Below are 14,400 nucleotides of genomic sequence, written 5' to 3'. Positions count from 1 at the left end.
TAGCCGTCGACCCGGCTCACGGAGAATTCGGTGAAAGACAACAACGATATGCCCGGCCATCTGGCGCGGCGGTTCCAGCAGATCGCGGTCGCCGTGTTTCTGGCCGAGGTCGGCGAAGCCGGGTTCGATCTCACCCCGGTGCAGTACGCGGCCCTTGCGACCATCAAGGCCAATCCGGGGCTCGACCAGGTCACGCTCGCAGGATTGATCGCCTATGACCGGACCACCATCACCGGCGTGGTCGATCGCCTCGTACAGAAGGGCCTCACTGAGCGTCGCGCCAGTAGCCGCGACCGCCGCGCCCGCGAGCTCGAGATCACCGACGAGGGCCGCCGAACGCTGCGCAAGATCACGCCCGCGGTCGAATCCGCGCAGCAGAAAATGCTGCGCGGTCTCAGCGCGAAGGAAGGTGGGGATTTGATGCGGCTCTTGCGCAAGGCCATCGCCGCCGGCAACGAGCTCAGCCGCGCGCCCCTGCGCGAGGCCTAAAGCGCTTCCGAGCGAAGCGGGTACCGGTTCGCGTCGAGAAAACGCGACAGACAAAAAGCCATAACCCCGTAGTTTTGCCCGCATTTGTCGCAGTGCTGCGAAACGTGGAACTAACCTTCAGTTGCTACCGTCGTCTCCAATTCTGCGCTTAACGCGCGATTAACTTTGCCGGTTTGGGGCTTCGGATGTTCAGGTTCGTCATTGCCGCCGCGGTCATCGCGCTGTCTACCGGTCATGCGCTCGCGAATGGGCATGGCGGCGGCGGCGAAGCCCCTGCTGCGCCGAAGGCCGAGGCGGTGCCCGTCCCCGCGCGCTACGTTCTGACCAAGCAGGGCCCCAAGCTCGTCGATCTCAACGGCATGACGCTCTACTTCTATGAGCGTGACACCAGCGGCAAGACGTCGAGCTGTGACGGCAAATGCGCTGAGGCCTGGATTCCGCTTGCTGCGCCCGCGAATGCCCAGGCGACCGGCGATTTCACGCCGATTACCCGCAACGACGGCAGCAAGATGTGGGCCTTCCGCTACCGCCCGCTCTACACGTCAGTGGCCGACAAGGCGCCGGGCGAAGCCAATGGCACAGCCACAACGTTGCAATGGCGCGTCGCTCGGCCAGAGGATTAGGGCCGGAACGGCGCGCGTCCGTCACCGCCCGCGGCGGAAGCGACAGGTCAGATCGGCTGCATCACCCGCGCCAGCTCGGCCCTGCCTCGACCCGCGCGTTCTGCCCGGGTGGCAGCACCACGACGGTCGCGTTGAGCTTCACCCGGTCGAACAGATCGATCACGTCCTCGTTGCGCATCCGGATGCAGCCCGAGGAGATCGCCTGCCCGATATATTCCGGCTGGTTGGTGCCGTGAATGCGGTAGAGCGTGTCCTTGTTGCCGACATAGAGATAGATGCCCCGCGCGCCCAGCGGATTGGCGGGACCACCGGCCACGCGCGCCGGATACGGCCCCAACCGCGCCTGGATCTCTGCCGTCGGCACCCAGTCCGGCCATTCCGCCAGACGACCCACGCGCGCGACGCCCGAGAAAGCCATCGCCTCTTCGCCGACCGCGACGCCGTAGCGGATCGCCTTGCTGTCGGGCAGCACGTAGTAGAGGTAGCGCGCATCGGTATCGACCAGGATCGTGCCCGGCTGCTCTTTGCGCGGATAATCGACGATGTGGCGGAGATATTGCTCAGGCACATTCGCCTGGGCGTAAGGTGTGTGCGCCAGCAACTGGCGGTCGCGCACCGTCATGCTCGCATCCGTCGATGGCGAGAGCGTCGTCTGCATGCAGCCGCCGAGCGGCAGCAAGGCAAGCACGAACAAAGCGAGTAGAGATTTTGGCACCGCCGGCCCCCGATAGCGGATAGCAGCGCCCCCAGCCCCCGTAGATGCTGCCCAAATCGTGCTGAAAACATGGCAGCACGGAACACGTGGCCGTGTTCGGCTGCCCGGGTTCCGTCACCACAAACGGCGGAAGACCGTCGCGATGTCTCCATCGCCTCGCCTTGCTTTGGTCAAACCCGGCTGGACTCGTGCCACATCGGGCCAACCTGATTAGATTTGGGGTGAGCTCATGCAACAGATCGGCTCGCGCCAATGCGGACGACCAATCTTCAGAGGAGCTGCGATGCTCGCGACGTTGAACAGCCGGCAGATTGTCGATGAGATCGTGAAGGACACGGTCAGCAACAACGATCCGCACGACGCCGTCCAGATTTCACCCGAAATGGTGCGGGGTTCGCGCGTGAGCAGCGAGGCGGCCACGCTTGCACCCGCGTTCACGGCCCGTCCTGAGCCGAAGTTCGTGCCGGAACCCAAGATTAGTCCGAAGGTTCATCCGGAGCCGAAATTCATTCCCGTCTCGAAGCCGCAAGCGGCAGCGCCCTCGGTCGACACCGCCGTGCGCGTGACGGCCAGCGATGGTCGCAGCCGGCCGAAGCGATCGACTGCTGGTAAGTGGTTGCGCGGCGCGTTCGTCACGTTCCTGTTTGCAGGTGGCAGCGCCGCTGCCACGATCGCCTGGGAGAAGCACGGCGATACCGCGACGCAGATGCTCGCCGAATGGACACCGGCTCTGGCGTCGCTGCTGCCTTCGACGTCGCAGACAGCGCCGGTTGCAGCCGCGCAGGCAGTCCCGCCCGTCGCACAGGATCAGGCCGCCGACCAGACTGCGGCGGCGCCCGCAGCGCCAGTTGTCACGCCTGCTGCCACGCCCGCCGCGACACAAGCCGATGCCACGCAAACAGTGGAGTCGCAAACAGTGGAGTCGATGACGCGCGACATCGCCGCAATGGCGCAGCAGATCGAGCAGCTCAAGGCGAACATCGCCGAGTTGAAGGCCGGCCAGGAGCAGATGGTGCGCGAGATGGCGAAGTCATCAGCGCCAAAGCCGGTCGCCGAAGCGAAACCGCCGCTCGATCCACGCGCGCGCGTGTCTGCGCTGCCACCGCGCGCTCCGGGGTCGATGCCGCCGCCTGTCCGCAAGCCGAAGCCGGTCGTGTCGCATACCTACATGCCGGCTTATTCGCCGCCGCTCGCACCTCCGCCGTCGCAAGCTGCCGCCGTCCCGCCGCCGGTGGCACCACCGGTCGCGACGACGCAAGCCGTTGCCGATGATGACGGACCTGTCGTGCGTCCACCGATGCCGGTGCACTAGGCCTGCATCGAACGACAACGCAAGCTGTCAGACTCGATGTGACGATGTGAATCCGTGCAACTACGGTGATACCCAGCTCGGCGCGATGAGAAAAGGCCGTCGGGATTTATGCCGCCGGCCTTCTCTTGCAGCTGCCGGTTCCCGGAGCCCGGTTCTGCTGCAATTCGATGCCTTATGATCAGGCCGACATATTTAATAAAATCTTAAAGCACTCGGATGTTGCACATCATTTCTGCGCCATAAGCACAGAGATTGCGCGCTCCGTTCATCGGATAGATATCGACTCAGTGGTATGATCGCTCTCGTTTTGAAGACTTCCGTTGAAGGCTTCGTCTGAGGATTTGGGTCGTCACACCGGGGAAATTCGGATGCCGTACTACTCCTTCGATCTCGTGGTTGGTGAAGAGTTCAAGAACCAGGGCGGAATCATCCTCGAGGACATCGAGGTCGCCTCCGATCGCGCCGTTCAATTGGCCAGCGAGCTGTCGCAGGTGAAGCCTGAGCTGCAGAGCAAGGGTTGCGCGGTGCGCGTCACCGATCGCGATCACAACGAGGTCTATCGCACGCCGCTCGATCCCGTGCCGGCCTGGCGTCGCTAGCCAGGCCATAGCGTTTTTGAGCGAAGTGGACGTGCCGGTTCGCGTAAAGAAAACGCGTCGAAAAAGAGTGTCCCGCACCGGCGCTTCGAACCAGCTCGTCAGCGGCAATCCGCCGGCGACCATTGCGCTGCGGCGCGCCGGACGCTAGCCTCCCAAAAAAACGCGGAGGACCCTAGGATGCGCACCCCTTTCCTGATAGCAGGCCTGTTGTTGATCGCAGCTCCAGCCCAAGCGGCTGACGAGCATCCGCGCTCGACCTACGTGACACTGGTCCTGCAGGCCTTTGCCGCCAAGGTCCAGTGTCCGGGCACGGACGTCGTCTATCAGGATCTGGTGCAGAAGGCGCAGCAGATGCAGCTGCCCGACGGCACCACTGAGCAGGTGCGCAAGGCGATCGCCTTCATGCATACCGGCGGCAAGATGGGCGAGAAGCAGGCCGACGACGTCATGGCCGAGGTCGCGGTGGCGACGCAAGCGACCGATCTCGACCAGCGCCGGCTGGGCATGAGCAATTGGTGCGAAAAGCAGAAGACGAGCCTTGCCGGCCTGATCCGCAGCAAGGGCGGCTAGGCACTCCCTCGCCGTTAAGCACGCCGCGACGGAACCGCCGTCGCGGCCAAGAATCGTCACAATCCTCGCCAGCATGCGGCTTCTTCGAACAGGAGACCCCCATGCGAATTGCCCATCTCGTTTTGGCCGGAGCTCTCGCGATCAGCACCGTGCTGACCGCCCCGGCCGTCGCGAAGAATTCCGATGCCCAGAAGGGTGAGGACAAGGCGATCTCATCGTCATCGTCCTGCAGCGCCTATCAGCAGGCGGCGGACGGCTCCTGGGAACAGCTCCCCTGCAAGGAGACCGGCGAGCGCGCCCAGCCGCAGACGCAACATAAGCCGATGACGCAAGGCGCCGACCGGGGCGAACACTAGGCTGCCGAGCGGGAACCGGCAGGCCTTAACCCGCTTGATCGCGGATCAGCTGTGGGCAGGACCGCGCATGATCTTCATGGCGTCGGCGATATGACGCCATTCCCTGGCCTCGTCGGCCTCGCCGCGGCCCTCGCAAGCCTGCGCCTGCTCCGCGGCCTTCGCGATCGCAGCAAAGCCATGCCGTTCCAGCATCTGCCGCGCGACGGTGTGGACCTGGACCTCGGACATCATGAGCGCTCTCCCGTTTGACGTAGCCCCGGTGCGTCGCTCCCGCGCGCCCCCCGGAGTGCTGACAACGACCGAGCCGCGTGTCGCGTTCCGCTCACGCGGCCCGCAAAAACAAAGGCGGTCCGCCATGCCCGGCGGACCGCCTTCTCACCCACCCCAGATCACCCACTCAGTTTCAGTCGTCCCCTACGCGACCGCCACGCGCTTGCGCTCGAAATCGTTAGGCACTTCGATATCGACCTCGAGGGTCGAGACCTCGTCGCCGCGTTCGAGCCGCACGATCACCTTGGTCGGATCCAGCGTGACGTGCCTGGAGACGACGGCGAGAATTTCCTCGCGCAGCACGCCGAGCAGATCGGGCTGGCCGCGCTGGCCGCGTTCATGGGCAAGCAGGATCTGCAACCGTTCGCGAGCGACGGGTGCGGACGCCTTGTTGCCACGGAGAAGCCGGAGCAGACCCATGCTCATGCAGCCCTCCGTCGCAGCAGACGATCCATGAAACCCTTGCGCTCGGTCGGCACCTGCATCGGCACAGTGTCGCCGCACAGCCGCCGCGCCGCGTCGATATAGGCCCGCGCAGGCGCGCCTTCGGCGTTCGACAGCGTCACCGGCGTGCCGACATTGGAGGCCTTCAGCACGTCCTGGCTCTCCGGAATGATGCCGAGCAAGGGCGTTGCGAGGATTTCCAGAATGTCGTCGATGGTCAGCATCTCACCGCGTGCGGCGCGCGAGGGATCGTAGCGGGTGATGAGAATGTGCTTCTCGACCCGCTCGCCCTTCTCGGCCCGCACCGTCTTGGAATCGAGCATGCCGATGATGCGGTCGGAATCGCGCACCGAGGAGACTTCCGGATTGGTGACGATCACGGCTTCGTCTGCAAAGCGCATCGCCATCGAGGCGCCGCGCTCGATGCCGGCCGGGCTGTCGCAGATCACCCAGTCGAAGCGGCTGCGCAGGTCGTCGATGACCTTGCCGACGCCTTCCTCGGTCAGCGCGTCCTTGTCGCGGGTTTGCGAGGCCGGCAGCAGCCAGAGGTTCTCAAGCCGCTTGTCCTTGATCAGCGCCTGCGGGAGTTTCGCCACACCCTGCACCACGTTGATGAGGTCGAACACCACGCGGCGCTCGGCGCCCATCACGAGGTCGAGGTTGCGCAAGCCGACGTCGAAATCGACGACGACGACCTTGTCGCCGCGTTGCGCCAGTGCGGCGCCCAGCGCGGCGGTCGTCGTGGTCTTGCCGACCCCGCCCTTGCCTGATGTCACGACCAGTACCTTACTCATCTGAAATATCTCCTTTGCTGGTCAGTTCAGTGCTGTAATTCGCATGGTATTCCCCTGCAGCCAGGCCTGCGCCGGCTTGCCGCGCAAGGCGGCGTCGATGTCGTCCGCAGTCTGATAAAATCCATCAATCGCAAGCAGTTCGGCCTCGATCTTCTGGCAATAGATGCGCGCGCTGGTGTGACCGTTCACGCCCGCCATGGCGCGGCCACGGAGCGCGCCGTAGATGTGGATGGAACCGCCGGCGACGACCTCGGCGCCGGAGCCGACCGAGCCCAGAATGGTGACGTCGCCTTCGGGGAAGATCACGGTCTGGCCGGAGCGCACGGGGCTATCGAGCAGCAGCGAGGTCGGCTTGGTCTCGACCTTTGCCTCGGGCTTCTTGGGCGCGCTCGGCTCGATCACGCAACTGCGCCCGCCCGAAAGCAGCGGCGGCATCGACGGCGTCAGCCGCGCCTCCTCCACGCCCTCGATGCCGAGCACGCGGATATTGCGATCCTGCAAGCTGGTGAGGAGATGACCAATGCCGGACTGGCTGAGATCGACCGAGGACAGGTCGATCACCACGGGCCGGCCGGCGAAGAAGCCCGGCGAGCGCGCGATGGTGGTGTCGATCTCCAGCAGCCAGTCCTGGATCGGAACCGTCGGCACGAACACGAAGGCCACATAAGAGCGCCCGCGCAGGCGCACCATTTGGCGTTGGACTTTTGCTACAGCCTCCATAGCGACCGACTCGTTCCCTTATTGAATAGTTAACGATGCCGCCGATATGGTTAATGGCTAGTTAATTTCTCCGTGCGGTTACGTGGGCGGGCTGGCATGACGGGCACTCTCGCCGAACAGCATTTAGACGATGTGTGGCACAACTGCCCCAACGCCGTCATTGCGAGCGAAGCGAAGCAATCCAGACTGCCGCCGCTGAGAGACTCTGGATTGCTTCGCTTCGCTCGCAATGACGAGGAGAGAGCCTAGCCCCCCTACTTCTTCACCTTGCTCGGATCCATCTTGATCGAGGAATCCAGCATCTTCGTCGAAAACGCCGTCGTCACGTCGAACGGCTTCTCCATGCCCAGATAGGTCTGGACCAGCTCATAGTCCTTCTTCATCCGCTCGCCGTCGATCCAGCCGAGACCCTTGGTGGTCGTGAACTCGTCGGTCATCAGGTACTTGATGCGCTCCCACTGGCGCTCCTGGTTCTCCTTGTCGAGACCGGAGACCTGGTCGAGCAGCGCTTTCAGGCACGGCGTGACGTCGGCGACGCAGGCCGCAAAGGCCTTCTGCGAGATGCGCACGAACTCCTCGACCAGCTTCGGGTTGTTCTGGAGATAGGCACCGTTGACGATCAGCGAGTTGCCGTAGGGGTTGAGGCCGATATCCTTCCAGTTGACGTAGCCGAGGTCCTGTCCGAACTCGATCACCTTCAGGTCGTGCTCGTTGTAGAAGTCGCTGATGATATCGACGGTGTGGCTCTTCAGCGCGGCGATCTTCGCGGTCGGCCCGATATTGACGAAGCTGACGGAGTCGGGCGCGAGACCGGCGGCCTTGGCAAAGGCCGGCCACATCACGCGCGAGGCGTCGCCCGGCGGATTGCCGATCTTGTGGCCGGCAAAATCCTTCGCGCCGTTCACACCGTAGCTCTTCAGCCAATAGAACGTCTGGCCGGTATTGGCGTAGATGCTCATCAGCGCGACGTCGTCGGCGCCCTTGCTCTTGGCGACCAGCATGGTGGCGAGATCGGCGATTCCGAACGGCGAGCCGCCGGAGCCAACCTTGGCGGCGGACACGCCGGAGCCCTTGCCGACCTCGATGGTGAGGTCGATGCCGGCCTTCTCGTACCAGCCCTGCGCCTTGGCGTAATAGAACGGCGAATGGTCGGCCGTCGGCGTCCAGTTCAGGATCAGGTTGACCGCCTCGCTTGCGCTCGCCGGCATTGCCGGCAAACCCAGCGTCAGAGCCACAATCGCCGCCTGCAAACGCTTCATCGCCTGTCTCCCCATTGCCGCGACCCGGCTTGTCGCTCTCCCGATGTGAGGCTACCAATGCAACAAGCCCGTCCTCAACTTGTCAACTGTTTGGTTGGAAATGCCCGCAAAACGATCCGGCGACACCGTGCCGCAGCGCCGCGACCCCGTCGCCACCCGCAAGAAACTGCTCACCGCGGCGCGGCTGGAGTTCGCCCGGCACGGTTTTGCGGGCGCCCGCGTCGACGAGATCGCGGAGCGCGCCGGGGTCAACAAGCAGCTGGTCTACCACTACTTCGGCGACAAGGACGCGCTCTACCTCGCCGTGCTCGAATGGGTCTATGAGGACATCCGCGAGCAGGAGCGCAAGCTCAATCTTGAGGGTCTGCCACCGGACAAGGCGATCCGCCGGCTGACCGAGGCCTCGTTCGATCATCTCGCGGAAAACCCCGATTTTATCGTGCTTTTGAACGACGAGAACCGCGGCGGCGCCCGCCACGTCCGCGGCTCGACACGGCTGGAGGCGATGCATTCGCCGCTGGTGAAGAGCGTCTCCCACATCCTCCACGAAGGCGTGCGCGCCGGGATGTTCCGCAAGGGGATCGACCCGCTCCAGCTCTACATCTCCATCGCGGGCCTCAGCTATTTCTTTTTCTCCAACACGCCGACGCTGTCGGCGATCTTCGGCAAGGACCTGTCGAGCCGCACCGCCCGCCGCGCCCGGCGCCGGCATGTCGCCGATCTGGTGCTGCAGTCGCTCCGGCCGTAATCAACCAACTGGTTGAAACTTGCACCAAGGCCGGTTAGGCTCGGCGTTGCGGCAGTGAGGCCCAGGCAACAGGGAGCAGACGGTGGCAGGTGACGGAGCCAGCAGTCCGGCGCGCAACTTTGCGATCATCCTGATCGTGCATCTGGCCGTGCTCGTGCTCTGGCAGGTCCTGGTCGATGCCTTCCACGTGCCGAAATTCATCCTCCCCTCGCCGCTTGCGACGGTGCAGACGCTGGGAACCGCGAGCTATGCCTGGGGCGCCAACACGCTGGTGACCGCGGTCGAGATCCTCGGCGGGTTCGCGCTCGGCGCCTTCGTCGGCGTCGCACTCGCGGTGATCTTCAGCTGGGCGCCGCTCGTGAGCCTCGTGCTGCTGCCGCTGTTCGTGACGCTGAACATGATCCCGAAGGTCGCGCTCGGGCCGCTCTTCATCGTCTGGTTCTCCTACGGCATCCTGCCGAACATCCTGATCGCCTTCAGCATCTGCTTCTTCCCGATCCTGCTCACGACCGCGCGCGGCCTGCGCGAGGTCGAGCCGGATTTGCTCGATCTCGTCAAATCGCTGCGCGGCTCGCGCTGGACGCTGTTCCGCAAGATCCAGCTGCCGGGATCGCTGCCTTACGTGTTCTCAGGCATGAAGGTAGGCGCCATCCTTGCGGTCGCCGGCGCCATCGTCGGCGAGTTCATCGCCTCCGAGCGCGGGCTCGGCTACCTCATGATCCAGGTGCAGTCGTCGCTCGACACGCCTGCGATGGTGATGGCCGTCGTGCTGCTGACCTTGCTCGGCGTCACACTCTACGGCCTGGTGCTCGCCCTCGAACGCATGTTCGTCGTCGGCGATGCCAGGCAGACCTGAAGACCAAGGACGAAATTCATGCTGCTCACCCGCCAGACGCTGCCGAAGACCATTCCTGATATTGCAGCCCTCGACGATCTCCTCTGCCGTCCGACGCAGGCGTTGATCGACGACCTCAAAAAGGTCGAAGGCGACATCATGATCCTCGGCGTCGCCGGCAAGATGGGGCCGACGCTGGCGGGGCTTGCCAAAGCCGCCGCCCCCGAACGCCGCGTCATCGGCGTCGCCCGCTTCAGCGATCCTGATGTCAAGGACTGGCTGCACGCGCGCGGCGTCGAGACGATCAATTGCGACCTGCTTGATGAAGCCGCGATCAAGGCGCTGCCGAAGGCGCCGAATATCGTGTTCATGGCCGGCCGCAAGTTCGGCGCCGAGGGCGATCTGTCGCTGACCTGGGCGATGAATGCGCATGTGCCGGCGCTGGTGGCACAGGCCTTCCCGTCGTCGCGCATCGTGGCGTTCTCGACCGGCTGCGTCTATCCCTTCGTGCCCGTCGACGGCAAGGGCTCGACCGAGGACATGGCGCCGAACCCGCCCGGCGAATACGCCCAGTCCTGCGTCGGCCGCGAGCGCATGTTCGAGTATTTTTCGCACAGATTTTCAACGCCGGGCCGCCTGTTCCGGCTCAATTACGCGATCGACATGCGCTACGGCGTGCTGCACGACATTGCGATCAAGGTGCTCAGCGGCACGCCGATCGACGTCAGCCTCGGTCACGTCAATTTCATCTGGCAGGGCGATGCGTCGGCGCAGGCGCTGCGCTGCCTGGCGCATTGCACGGCGCCGACCTCGCCGATCAATATCAGCGGCCACGAGATTCTGGCGGTGCGCGACCTCGCGCAAAAATTCGGCGCCCGCTTCGGCCGCGCGCCGGTGCTGACAGGCACGGAAGAGCCGACGGCGTGGCTGACCGACACGTCGAAAGCCGTCGAGCTGTTCGGCCTGCCCGTCGTCGACACCGAGCAGTTGATCGCCTGGACCGCCGACTGGGTCTCCCGCGCGATGCCGAGCCTCGGCAAGCCGACCAAATACGAGGTGCGCGATGGCCGCTACTGACGGGCCTCCCGTCCTCAAGCTCGGCCTGGATGATGCCATGGCCGGGCTCGTGCTCTCGACGGAAGCCCACTGGAACCAGACAGAAGAGGACTGGCGCATTTTCCTCCGCGACGGCGTTGTGTTCGGCATCCGCACCGGCGTGCTGCTGGTCGCAACGGCGGCACTGCTGCCCTACTCCGGCAACAACGCCTGGATCAGCATGGTGCTGGTGACGGCCAGCCACCGCCGGCGCGGCCTCGCCACGCGCCTCGTCGATGCCTGCCTGGAAACCGCGCGCAAGAACGGCTTGACCAGCTGGCTTGACGCCACGCCGGACGGGGTCGCGGTGTACGGGCCGCTCGGCTTCACGCCGACGCTGCAATTGCGGCGGTTGAAGCTCACGAAGCAGACGCGGGCCGAAGCGCCACCACCTTCATCCGCGAGCATCGATGCGCTTCGCGCGCGCGACCGGCGGGCCACCGGGTTCGATCGCTCCGCCCTGCTGTCCGCCTTCGCACAGCGCTCCGGCTCGCGTATCGTCTCCGCGAACGGAGCCATCGCGCTGGTTCGCGACGGGCGGACCGCCCGCCACATCGGCCCGCTATTCGCCGACAATGCCGCGGCAGCGCTGGCCCTGGTGCAAACGATCGTACGCTCCGAGACCGGCCCTCTCCTGCTCGACGCCGTCGCCCCGCAGGCCGCGTTCCTCGAAGGATTGACGACCTCGGGCTGGACCATCGAGCGGCCGTTCCAGCGCATGCGGCTCGGCCCCGCCACCGCCATGGCCGAGGAAATGCCATTCGCCGTCGCCGGCCCCGAATTCGGATAGGACATCATGCACCACAGCCAGATCAACAGCGAGATCCGCAAGCTGATTGCCGAGGGCACCGTGCTGCCGGCGCATCCGCTCGCGCTCACCGCCGAGCGCCAGCTCGACAAACAGCATCAGCGCGCGCTGACGCGCTACTACATCGACGCCGGCTCCGGCGGCCTTGCGGTCGGCGTGCACACGACGCAGTTCGCGATCCGCGACGTCGGCCTCTACCGCCCCGTGCTGGAGCTTGCCGCCGAGACCGCAGCGAGCTGGACCAAGCGTCCGCTGGCGATGGTCGCGGGGCTGGCAGGTCCGACGAAGCAGGCAACTGCCGAGGCGCGCACCGCGCGCGACATCGGCTATCACGCCGGCCTGCTCAGCCTCGCCGCGATGAAGAGCGCTTCCGAGGACGAGATCATCGCGCACTGCACCGCCGTCGCGGCCGAGATTCCGCTGGTCGGGTTCTACCTTCAGCCGGCGGTCGGCGGCGTCATCCTGTCGAGCCGGTTCTGGCAGCGTTTTGCCTCGATCGACAATGTGATCGCGATCAAGATCGCGCCGTTCAACCGCTACCGGACGCTCGACGTGCTGCGCGGCGTCGCAGCCGCCGGCGCGCTCGACCACGTCGCGCTCTACACCGGCAACGACGATCACATCCTGCTCGACCTGATGCTGCCGTTCGATTTGCGCGACAGGGGCGTCACCACGCGCACTTACTTTAGGGGCGGCCTGCTCGGCCACTGGTCGGTGTGGACGGCGAGCGCCATCCAACAGTTCGAACGCTGCAAGGCGGCGCGGCACAAGGACAGCGTGCCGGCTGATCTGCTCGCGCTCGATGCCCGCGTCACCGACTGCAACAGCGCCTTCTTCGACGTCGCCAACAATTTTCACGGCTGCATCGCCGGCTGCCACGAGGTGCTGCGGCGCCAGGGCCTGATGCAGGGCCTGTGGTGCCTCGATCCGAACGAGGGCCTGAGCCCGGGCCAGAAGGACGAGATCGACCGCGTCACGCGCGAGCACGCCGACCTCAGTGACGATGCCTTCGTCGCAGCCAATGTGGATAAATGGCTGGCATGAGCTCAAAACCCTTCGTCAGCCTGCAAGGCGTCCGAAAGGTCTATCGCAGCGGCGGCACGGAGTTTCTCGCGGTGTCCGACGTCACGATGGACGTGCAGGAAGGTGAGCTGGTGTCGCTGGTCGGCCCGTCGGGCTGCGGCAAGACCACGGTGATGAAGATTCTTGCGGGCCTGCATGGCGCCGACGGCGGCACAGTGACAATCGGCAACGCCAAAAGTCCGTTCGACCCGACCCGCGACATCGGCATGGTGTTCCAGCAAGCGTTGCTCCTGAAATGGCGCACCATCCTGGACAACGTGCTGCTGCCGGCCGAGATCGTCGGCCTGCCGATGAAGGCTGCGCGCGAGCGGGCACGCGACCTGCTCAAGCTGGTCGGGCTTGCCGGCTATGAGCAAAAATATCCGCGAGAGCTCTCCGGCGGCATGCAGCAGCGCACCGCGATCGCGCGCGCCTTCATCCACGATCCAAAGCTGATCCTGATGGACGAGCCGTTCGGCGCGCTGGATGCGCTGACACGTGAGCAGATGAATCTGGAGATGCTGCGGATCTGGCGGGAGAGCGGCAAGACCATCATCTTCGTCACCCACTCGATCCAGGAAGCCGTGTTCCTGTCCTCGCACTGCGCCGTGCTGACCGCGGGCCCGGCGAAGATGGCCGACTACTTCCCGATCGACCTGCCCTTCCCGCGCGACCTGACGCTCAAGACCACGGATGCGTTCGGCGCGTATGCGAGGCGGATCTATGCGAAGCTGGGATTGGGCGCAGCGTGATATTCGGTAGCCCCTCCGCCGTCATTCCGGGGCGCGACGAAGTCGCGAGCCCGGAATCCATCGGGCGGCAAGACACGCGGTGAAATGGATTCCGGGTTTGCGCCAAGAGGCGCGCCCCGGAATGACGGCGTCCTCAGCCCTTGCGCATCTTCCTGAGCAGATAGTTGTCGGCGCCGCGGATCGCTCAGGCATCGCCGACAAAGACCGATAGCGCCCGCTGCAATTCCTTGTAGGCGCGCGGTCCGATCTTGGCTGCGAGCGCCTTGTCGCTTTCGGCGGCCGCCGGCCTCAGCCGGCCCAGCAGCGCCGTTCCGGCCTCGGTCAAATAGAGCACGTAATAGCGACGGTTGATCGCCGACGCCGTGCGCCGCACCAGGCCACGGCCCTCCAGATGATCCACCAGCCTGCCGAGCCCGGCCCGCTCGATCGACAGAAGCTGCGCGACCGCGAGTTGGTTGACGCCGGGATTGGCGTCGATCACGCAGAGCACGGAAAATTGGGCGGGACTGATCTCGAACGCCGCCAACTGCCGGCTGAATTCCTTGAAGATCCAGAGCTGCGCCCGGCGAATGCTGTAGCCCAGCAGCTGCGAGAGGTCCCCGAGGTCAAGCGGTTTCACCTTAGCCGTCTTGGTGCCGGGTACCACGCGCGGTGCCGGTCGCGATGGTTTTGTCACGCGTGCCGCCCGCCGCGGTCGCGCGATCCGTTTCCCGACCCGTGCCTTGCCTGGCTGCATCGCCGCGCATCTTTCGCAAAGCCGGCATAGGCGCATCCGGCGGTATCCTCAGGGATTCGGACAGCGAGTCTAACGCAACGCAGCCGGATCGAGAAGCCGAACGCGATCCCACGCTCGCGCCCTACACCTTCTATGACAGGTTGCACGGCAATATCGCGCAATGCGTCATGTTGACACGGCAACATGGCTCGCCTAAGTGTCTGTCCGAGAACA

General features: G+C 65.0%; 20 protein-coding genes. 13 read left to right on the top strand and 7 right to left on the bottom strand.

All coding sequences use genetic code 11. The annotated features are described in order from the left end of the window. Positions 1-30 precede the first annotated feature (30 nt). Both FXB38_RS37415 and FXB38_RS37410 read left to right on the top strand, forming a co-directional pair. Positions 31-489, top strand: coding sequence for a MarR family winged helix-turn-helix transcriptional regulator (locus FXB38_RS37415; RefSeq protein ID WP_148755945.1), 459 nt, complete (start codon positions 31-33; stop codon positions 487-489). 185 nt (positions 490-674) lie between these two features. Continuing rightward, complete coding sequence (locus FXB38_RS37410) at positions 675-1,112, top strand: COG4315 family predicted lipoprotein (RefSeq protein WP_148755944.1); 438 nt, start codon at positions 675-677, stop codon at positions 1,110-1,112. A gap of 61 nt (positions 1,113-1,173) precedes the next feature. On the opposite strand, the gene FXB38_RS37405 is transcribed toward FXB38_RS37410, so the two are convergent. Further along, complete coding sequence (locus tag FXB38_RS37405) at positions 1,174-1,770, bottom strand: L,D-transpeptidase (RefSeq protein ID WP_430640211.1); 597 nt, start codon at positions 1,768-1,770, stop codon at positions 1,174-1,176. 340 nt (positions 1,771-2,110) lie between these two features. On the opposite strand from FXB38_RS37405, the gene FXB38_RS37400 reads away from it, so the two are divergent. The 4 genes from FXB38_RS37400 to FXB38_RS37385 all read left to right on the top strand — a co-directional run bounded on the left by FXB38_RS37400 (position 2,111) and on the right by FXB38_RS37385 (position 4,664). Continuing rightward, positions 2,111-3,139, top strand: coding sequence for a hypothetical protein (locus tag FXB38_RS37400; protein WP_148755942.1), 1,029 nt, complete (start codon positions 2,111-2,113; stop codon positions 3,137-3,139). 368 nt (positions 3,140-3,507) lie between these two features. Further along, positions 3,508-3,738, top strand: a complete 231-nt coding sequence (locus FXB38_RS37395; protein ID WP_148755941.1) for a DUF6894 family protein — start codon at positions 3,508-3,510, stop codon at positions 3,736-3,738. Between the two features lie 177 nt (positions 3,739-3,915). Further along, entirely contained in the window at positions 3,916-4,308 is a 393-nt protein-coding gene (locus FXB38_RS37390) for a hypothetical protein (protein ID WP_148755940.1), read from the top strand. A gap of 101 nt (positions 4,309-4,409) precedes the next feature. Next, positions 4,410-4,664, top strand: a complete 255-nt coding sequence (locus FXB38_RS37385) for a hypothetical protein (RefSeq protein WP_148755939.1) — start codon at positions 4,410-4,412, stop codon at positions 4,662-4,664. 45 nt (positions 4,665-4,709) lie between these two features. On the opposite strand, the gene FXB38_RS37380 is transcribed toward FXB38_RS37385, so the two are convergent. The 5 genes from FXB38_RS37380 to FXB38_RS37360 form a co-directional block, all read right to left on the bottom strand. Continuing rightward, positions 4,710-4,895, bottom strand: coding sequence for a hypothetical protein (locus FXB38_RS37380; protein ID WP_148755938.1), 186 nt, complete (start codon positions 4,893-4,895; stop codon positions 4,710-4,712). 183 nt (positions 4,896-5,078) lie between these two features. Continuing rightward, positions 5,079-5,360, bottom strand: coding sequence for a cell division topological specificity factor MinE (gene minE, locus FXB38_RS37375; RefSeq protein WP_148755937.1), 282 nt, complete (start codon positions 5,358-5,360; stop codon positions 5,079-5,081). Further along, positions 5,357-6,172 (bottom strand): septum site-determining protein MinD, encoded by an 816-nt coding sequence (minD, locus tag FXB38_RS37370; protein WP_148755936.1) that lies wholly within the window; start codon positions 6,170-6,172, stop codon positions 5,357-5,359. The genes minE and minD overlap by 4 nt, the downstream gene beginning before the upstream one ends. Positions 6,173-6,193: 21 nt before the next feature. Then, on the bottom strand, positions 6,194-6,892 hold the full coding sequence (gene minC, locus FXB38_RS37365) for a septum site-determining protein MinC (protein ID WP_148755935.1): 699 nt from the start codon (positions 6,890-6,892) through the stop codon (positions 6,194-6,196). Positions 6,893-7,146: 254 nt separating this feature from the next. Next, positions 7,147-8,151 carry an ABC transporter substrate-binding protein gene (locus tag FXB38_RS37360; RefSeq protein WP_187435420.1) on the bottom strand — a complete coding sequence of 335 codons (1,005 nt, stop codon included), beginning with the start codon at positions 8,149-8,151 and terminating at the stop codon, positions 7,147-7,149. 100 nt (positions 8,152-8,251) lie between these two features. Here FXB38_RS37360 and FXB38_RS37355 point away from each other — a divergent pair, with 100 nt between their 5' ends. From FXB38_RS37355 to FXB38_RS37330, 6 genes are all read left to right on the top strand, one after another. After that, positions 8,252-8,899 carry a TetR/AcrR family transcriptional regulator gene (locus FXB38_RS37355; protein ID WP_148755933.1) on the top strand — a complete coding sequence of 216 codons (648 nt, stop codon included), beginning with the start codon at positions 8,252-8,254 and terminating at the stop codon, positions 8,897-8,899. Between the two features lie 82 nt (positions 8,900-8,981). After that, positions 8,982-9,755: an ABC transporter permease gene (locus FXB38_RS37350; RefSeq protein ID WP_148755932.1), complete on the top strand. Its 774-nt coding sequence runs from the start codon at positions 8,982-8,984 to the stop codon at positions 9,753-9,755. A gap of 18 nt (positions 9,756-9,773) precedes the next feature. Continuing rightward, positions 9,774-10,811, top strand: a complete 1,038-nt coding sequence (locus FXB38_RS37345) for an NAD-dependent epimerase/dehydratase family protein (protein WP_148755931.1) — start codon at positions 9,774-9,776, stop codon at positions 10,809-10,811. After that, a complete protein-coding gene (locus FXB38_RS37340) occupies positions 10,798-11,619 on the top strand; it encodes a GNAT family N-acetyltransferase (RefSeq protein ID WP_148755930.1) in 822 nt (273 codons plus the stop codon). The genes FXB38_RS37345 and FXB38_RS37340 overlap by 14 nt, the downstream gene beginning before the upstream one ends. A gap of 6 nt (positions 11,620-11,625) precedes the next feature. After that, a complete protein-coding gene (locus tag FXB38_RS37335) occupies positions 11,626-12,681 on the top strand; it encodes a dihydrodipicolinate synthase family protein (protein ID WP_148755929.1) in 1,056 nt (351 codons plus the stop codon). Further along, positions 12,669-13,451, top strand: coding sequence for an ABC transporter ATP-binding protein (locus tag FXB38_RS37330; protein ID WP_148755928.1), 783 nt, complete (start codon positions 12,669-12,671; stop codon positions 13,449-13,451). The genes FXB38_RS37335 and FXB38_RS37330 overlap by 13 nt, the downstream gene beginning before the upstream one ends. Before the next feature lie 184 nt (positions 13,452-13,635). Here the strand turns inward: FXB38_RS37330 and FXB38_RS37325 are convergent, their stop codons facing one another. Next, positions 13,636-14,070 (bottom strand): MarR family winged helix-turn-helix transcriptional regulator, encoded by a 435-nt coding sequence (locus FXB38_RS37325; protein WP_246230422.1) that lies wholly within the window; start codon positions 14,068-14,070, stop codon positions 13,636-13,638. A gap of 32 nt (positions 14,071-14,102) precedes the next feature. Here FXB38_RS37325 and FXB38_RS43505 point away from each other — a divergent pair. After that, positions 14,103-14,400 (top strand): hypothetical protein (locus tag FXB38_RS43505; protein ID WP_210250986.1); only part of this gene is annotated, 298 nt, incomplete at its 3' end.

It is taken from the genome of Bradyrhizobium cytisi (assembly GCF_008123515.1).
GTDB classification, from domain to species: domain Bacteria; phylum Pseudomonadota; class Alphaproteobacteria; order Rhizobiales; family Xanthobacteraceae; genus Bradyrhizobium; species Bradyrhizobium cytisi.
The sequence above is the reverse complement of the archived record's forward strand: the minus strand, read 5'-3'. Positions and strand labels throughout refer to the sequence as shown.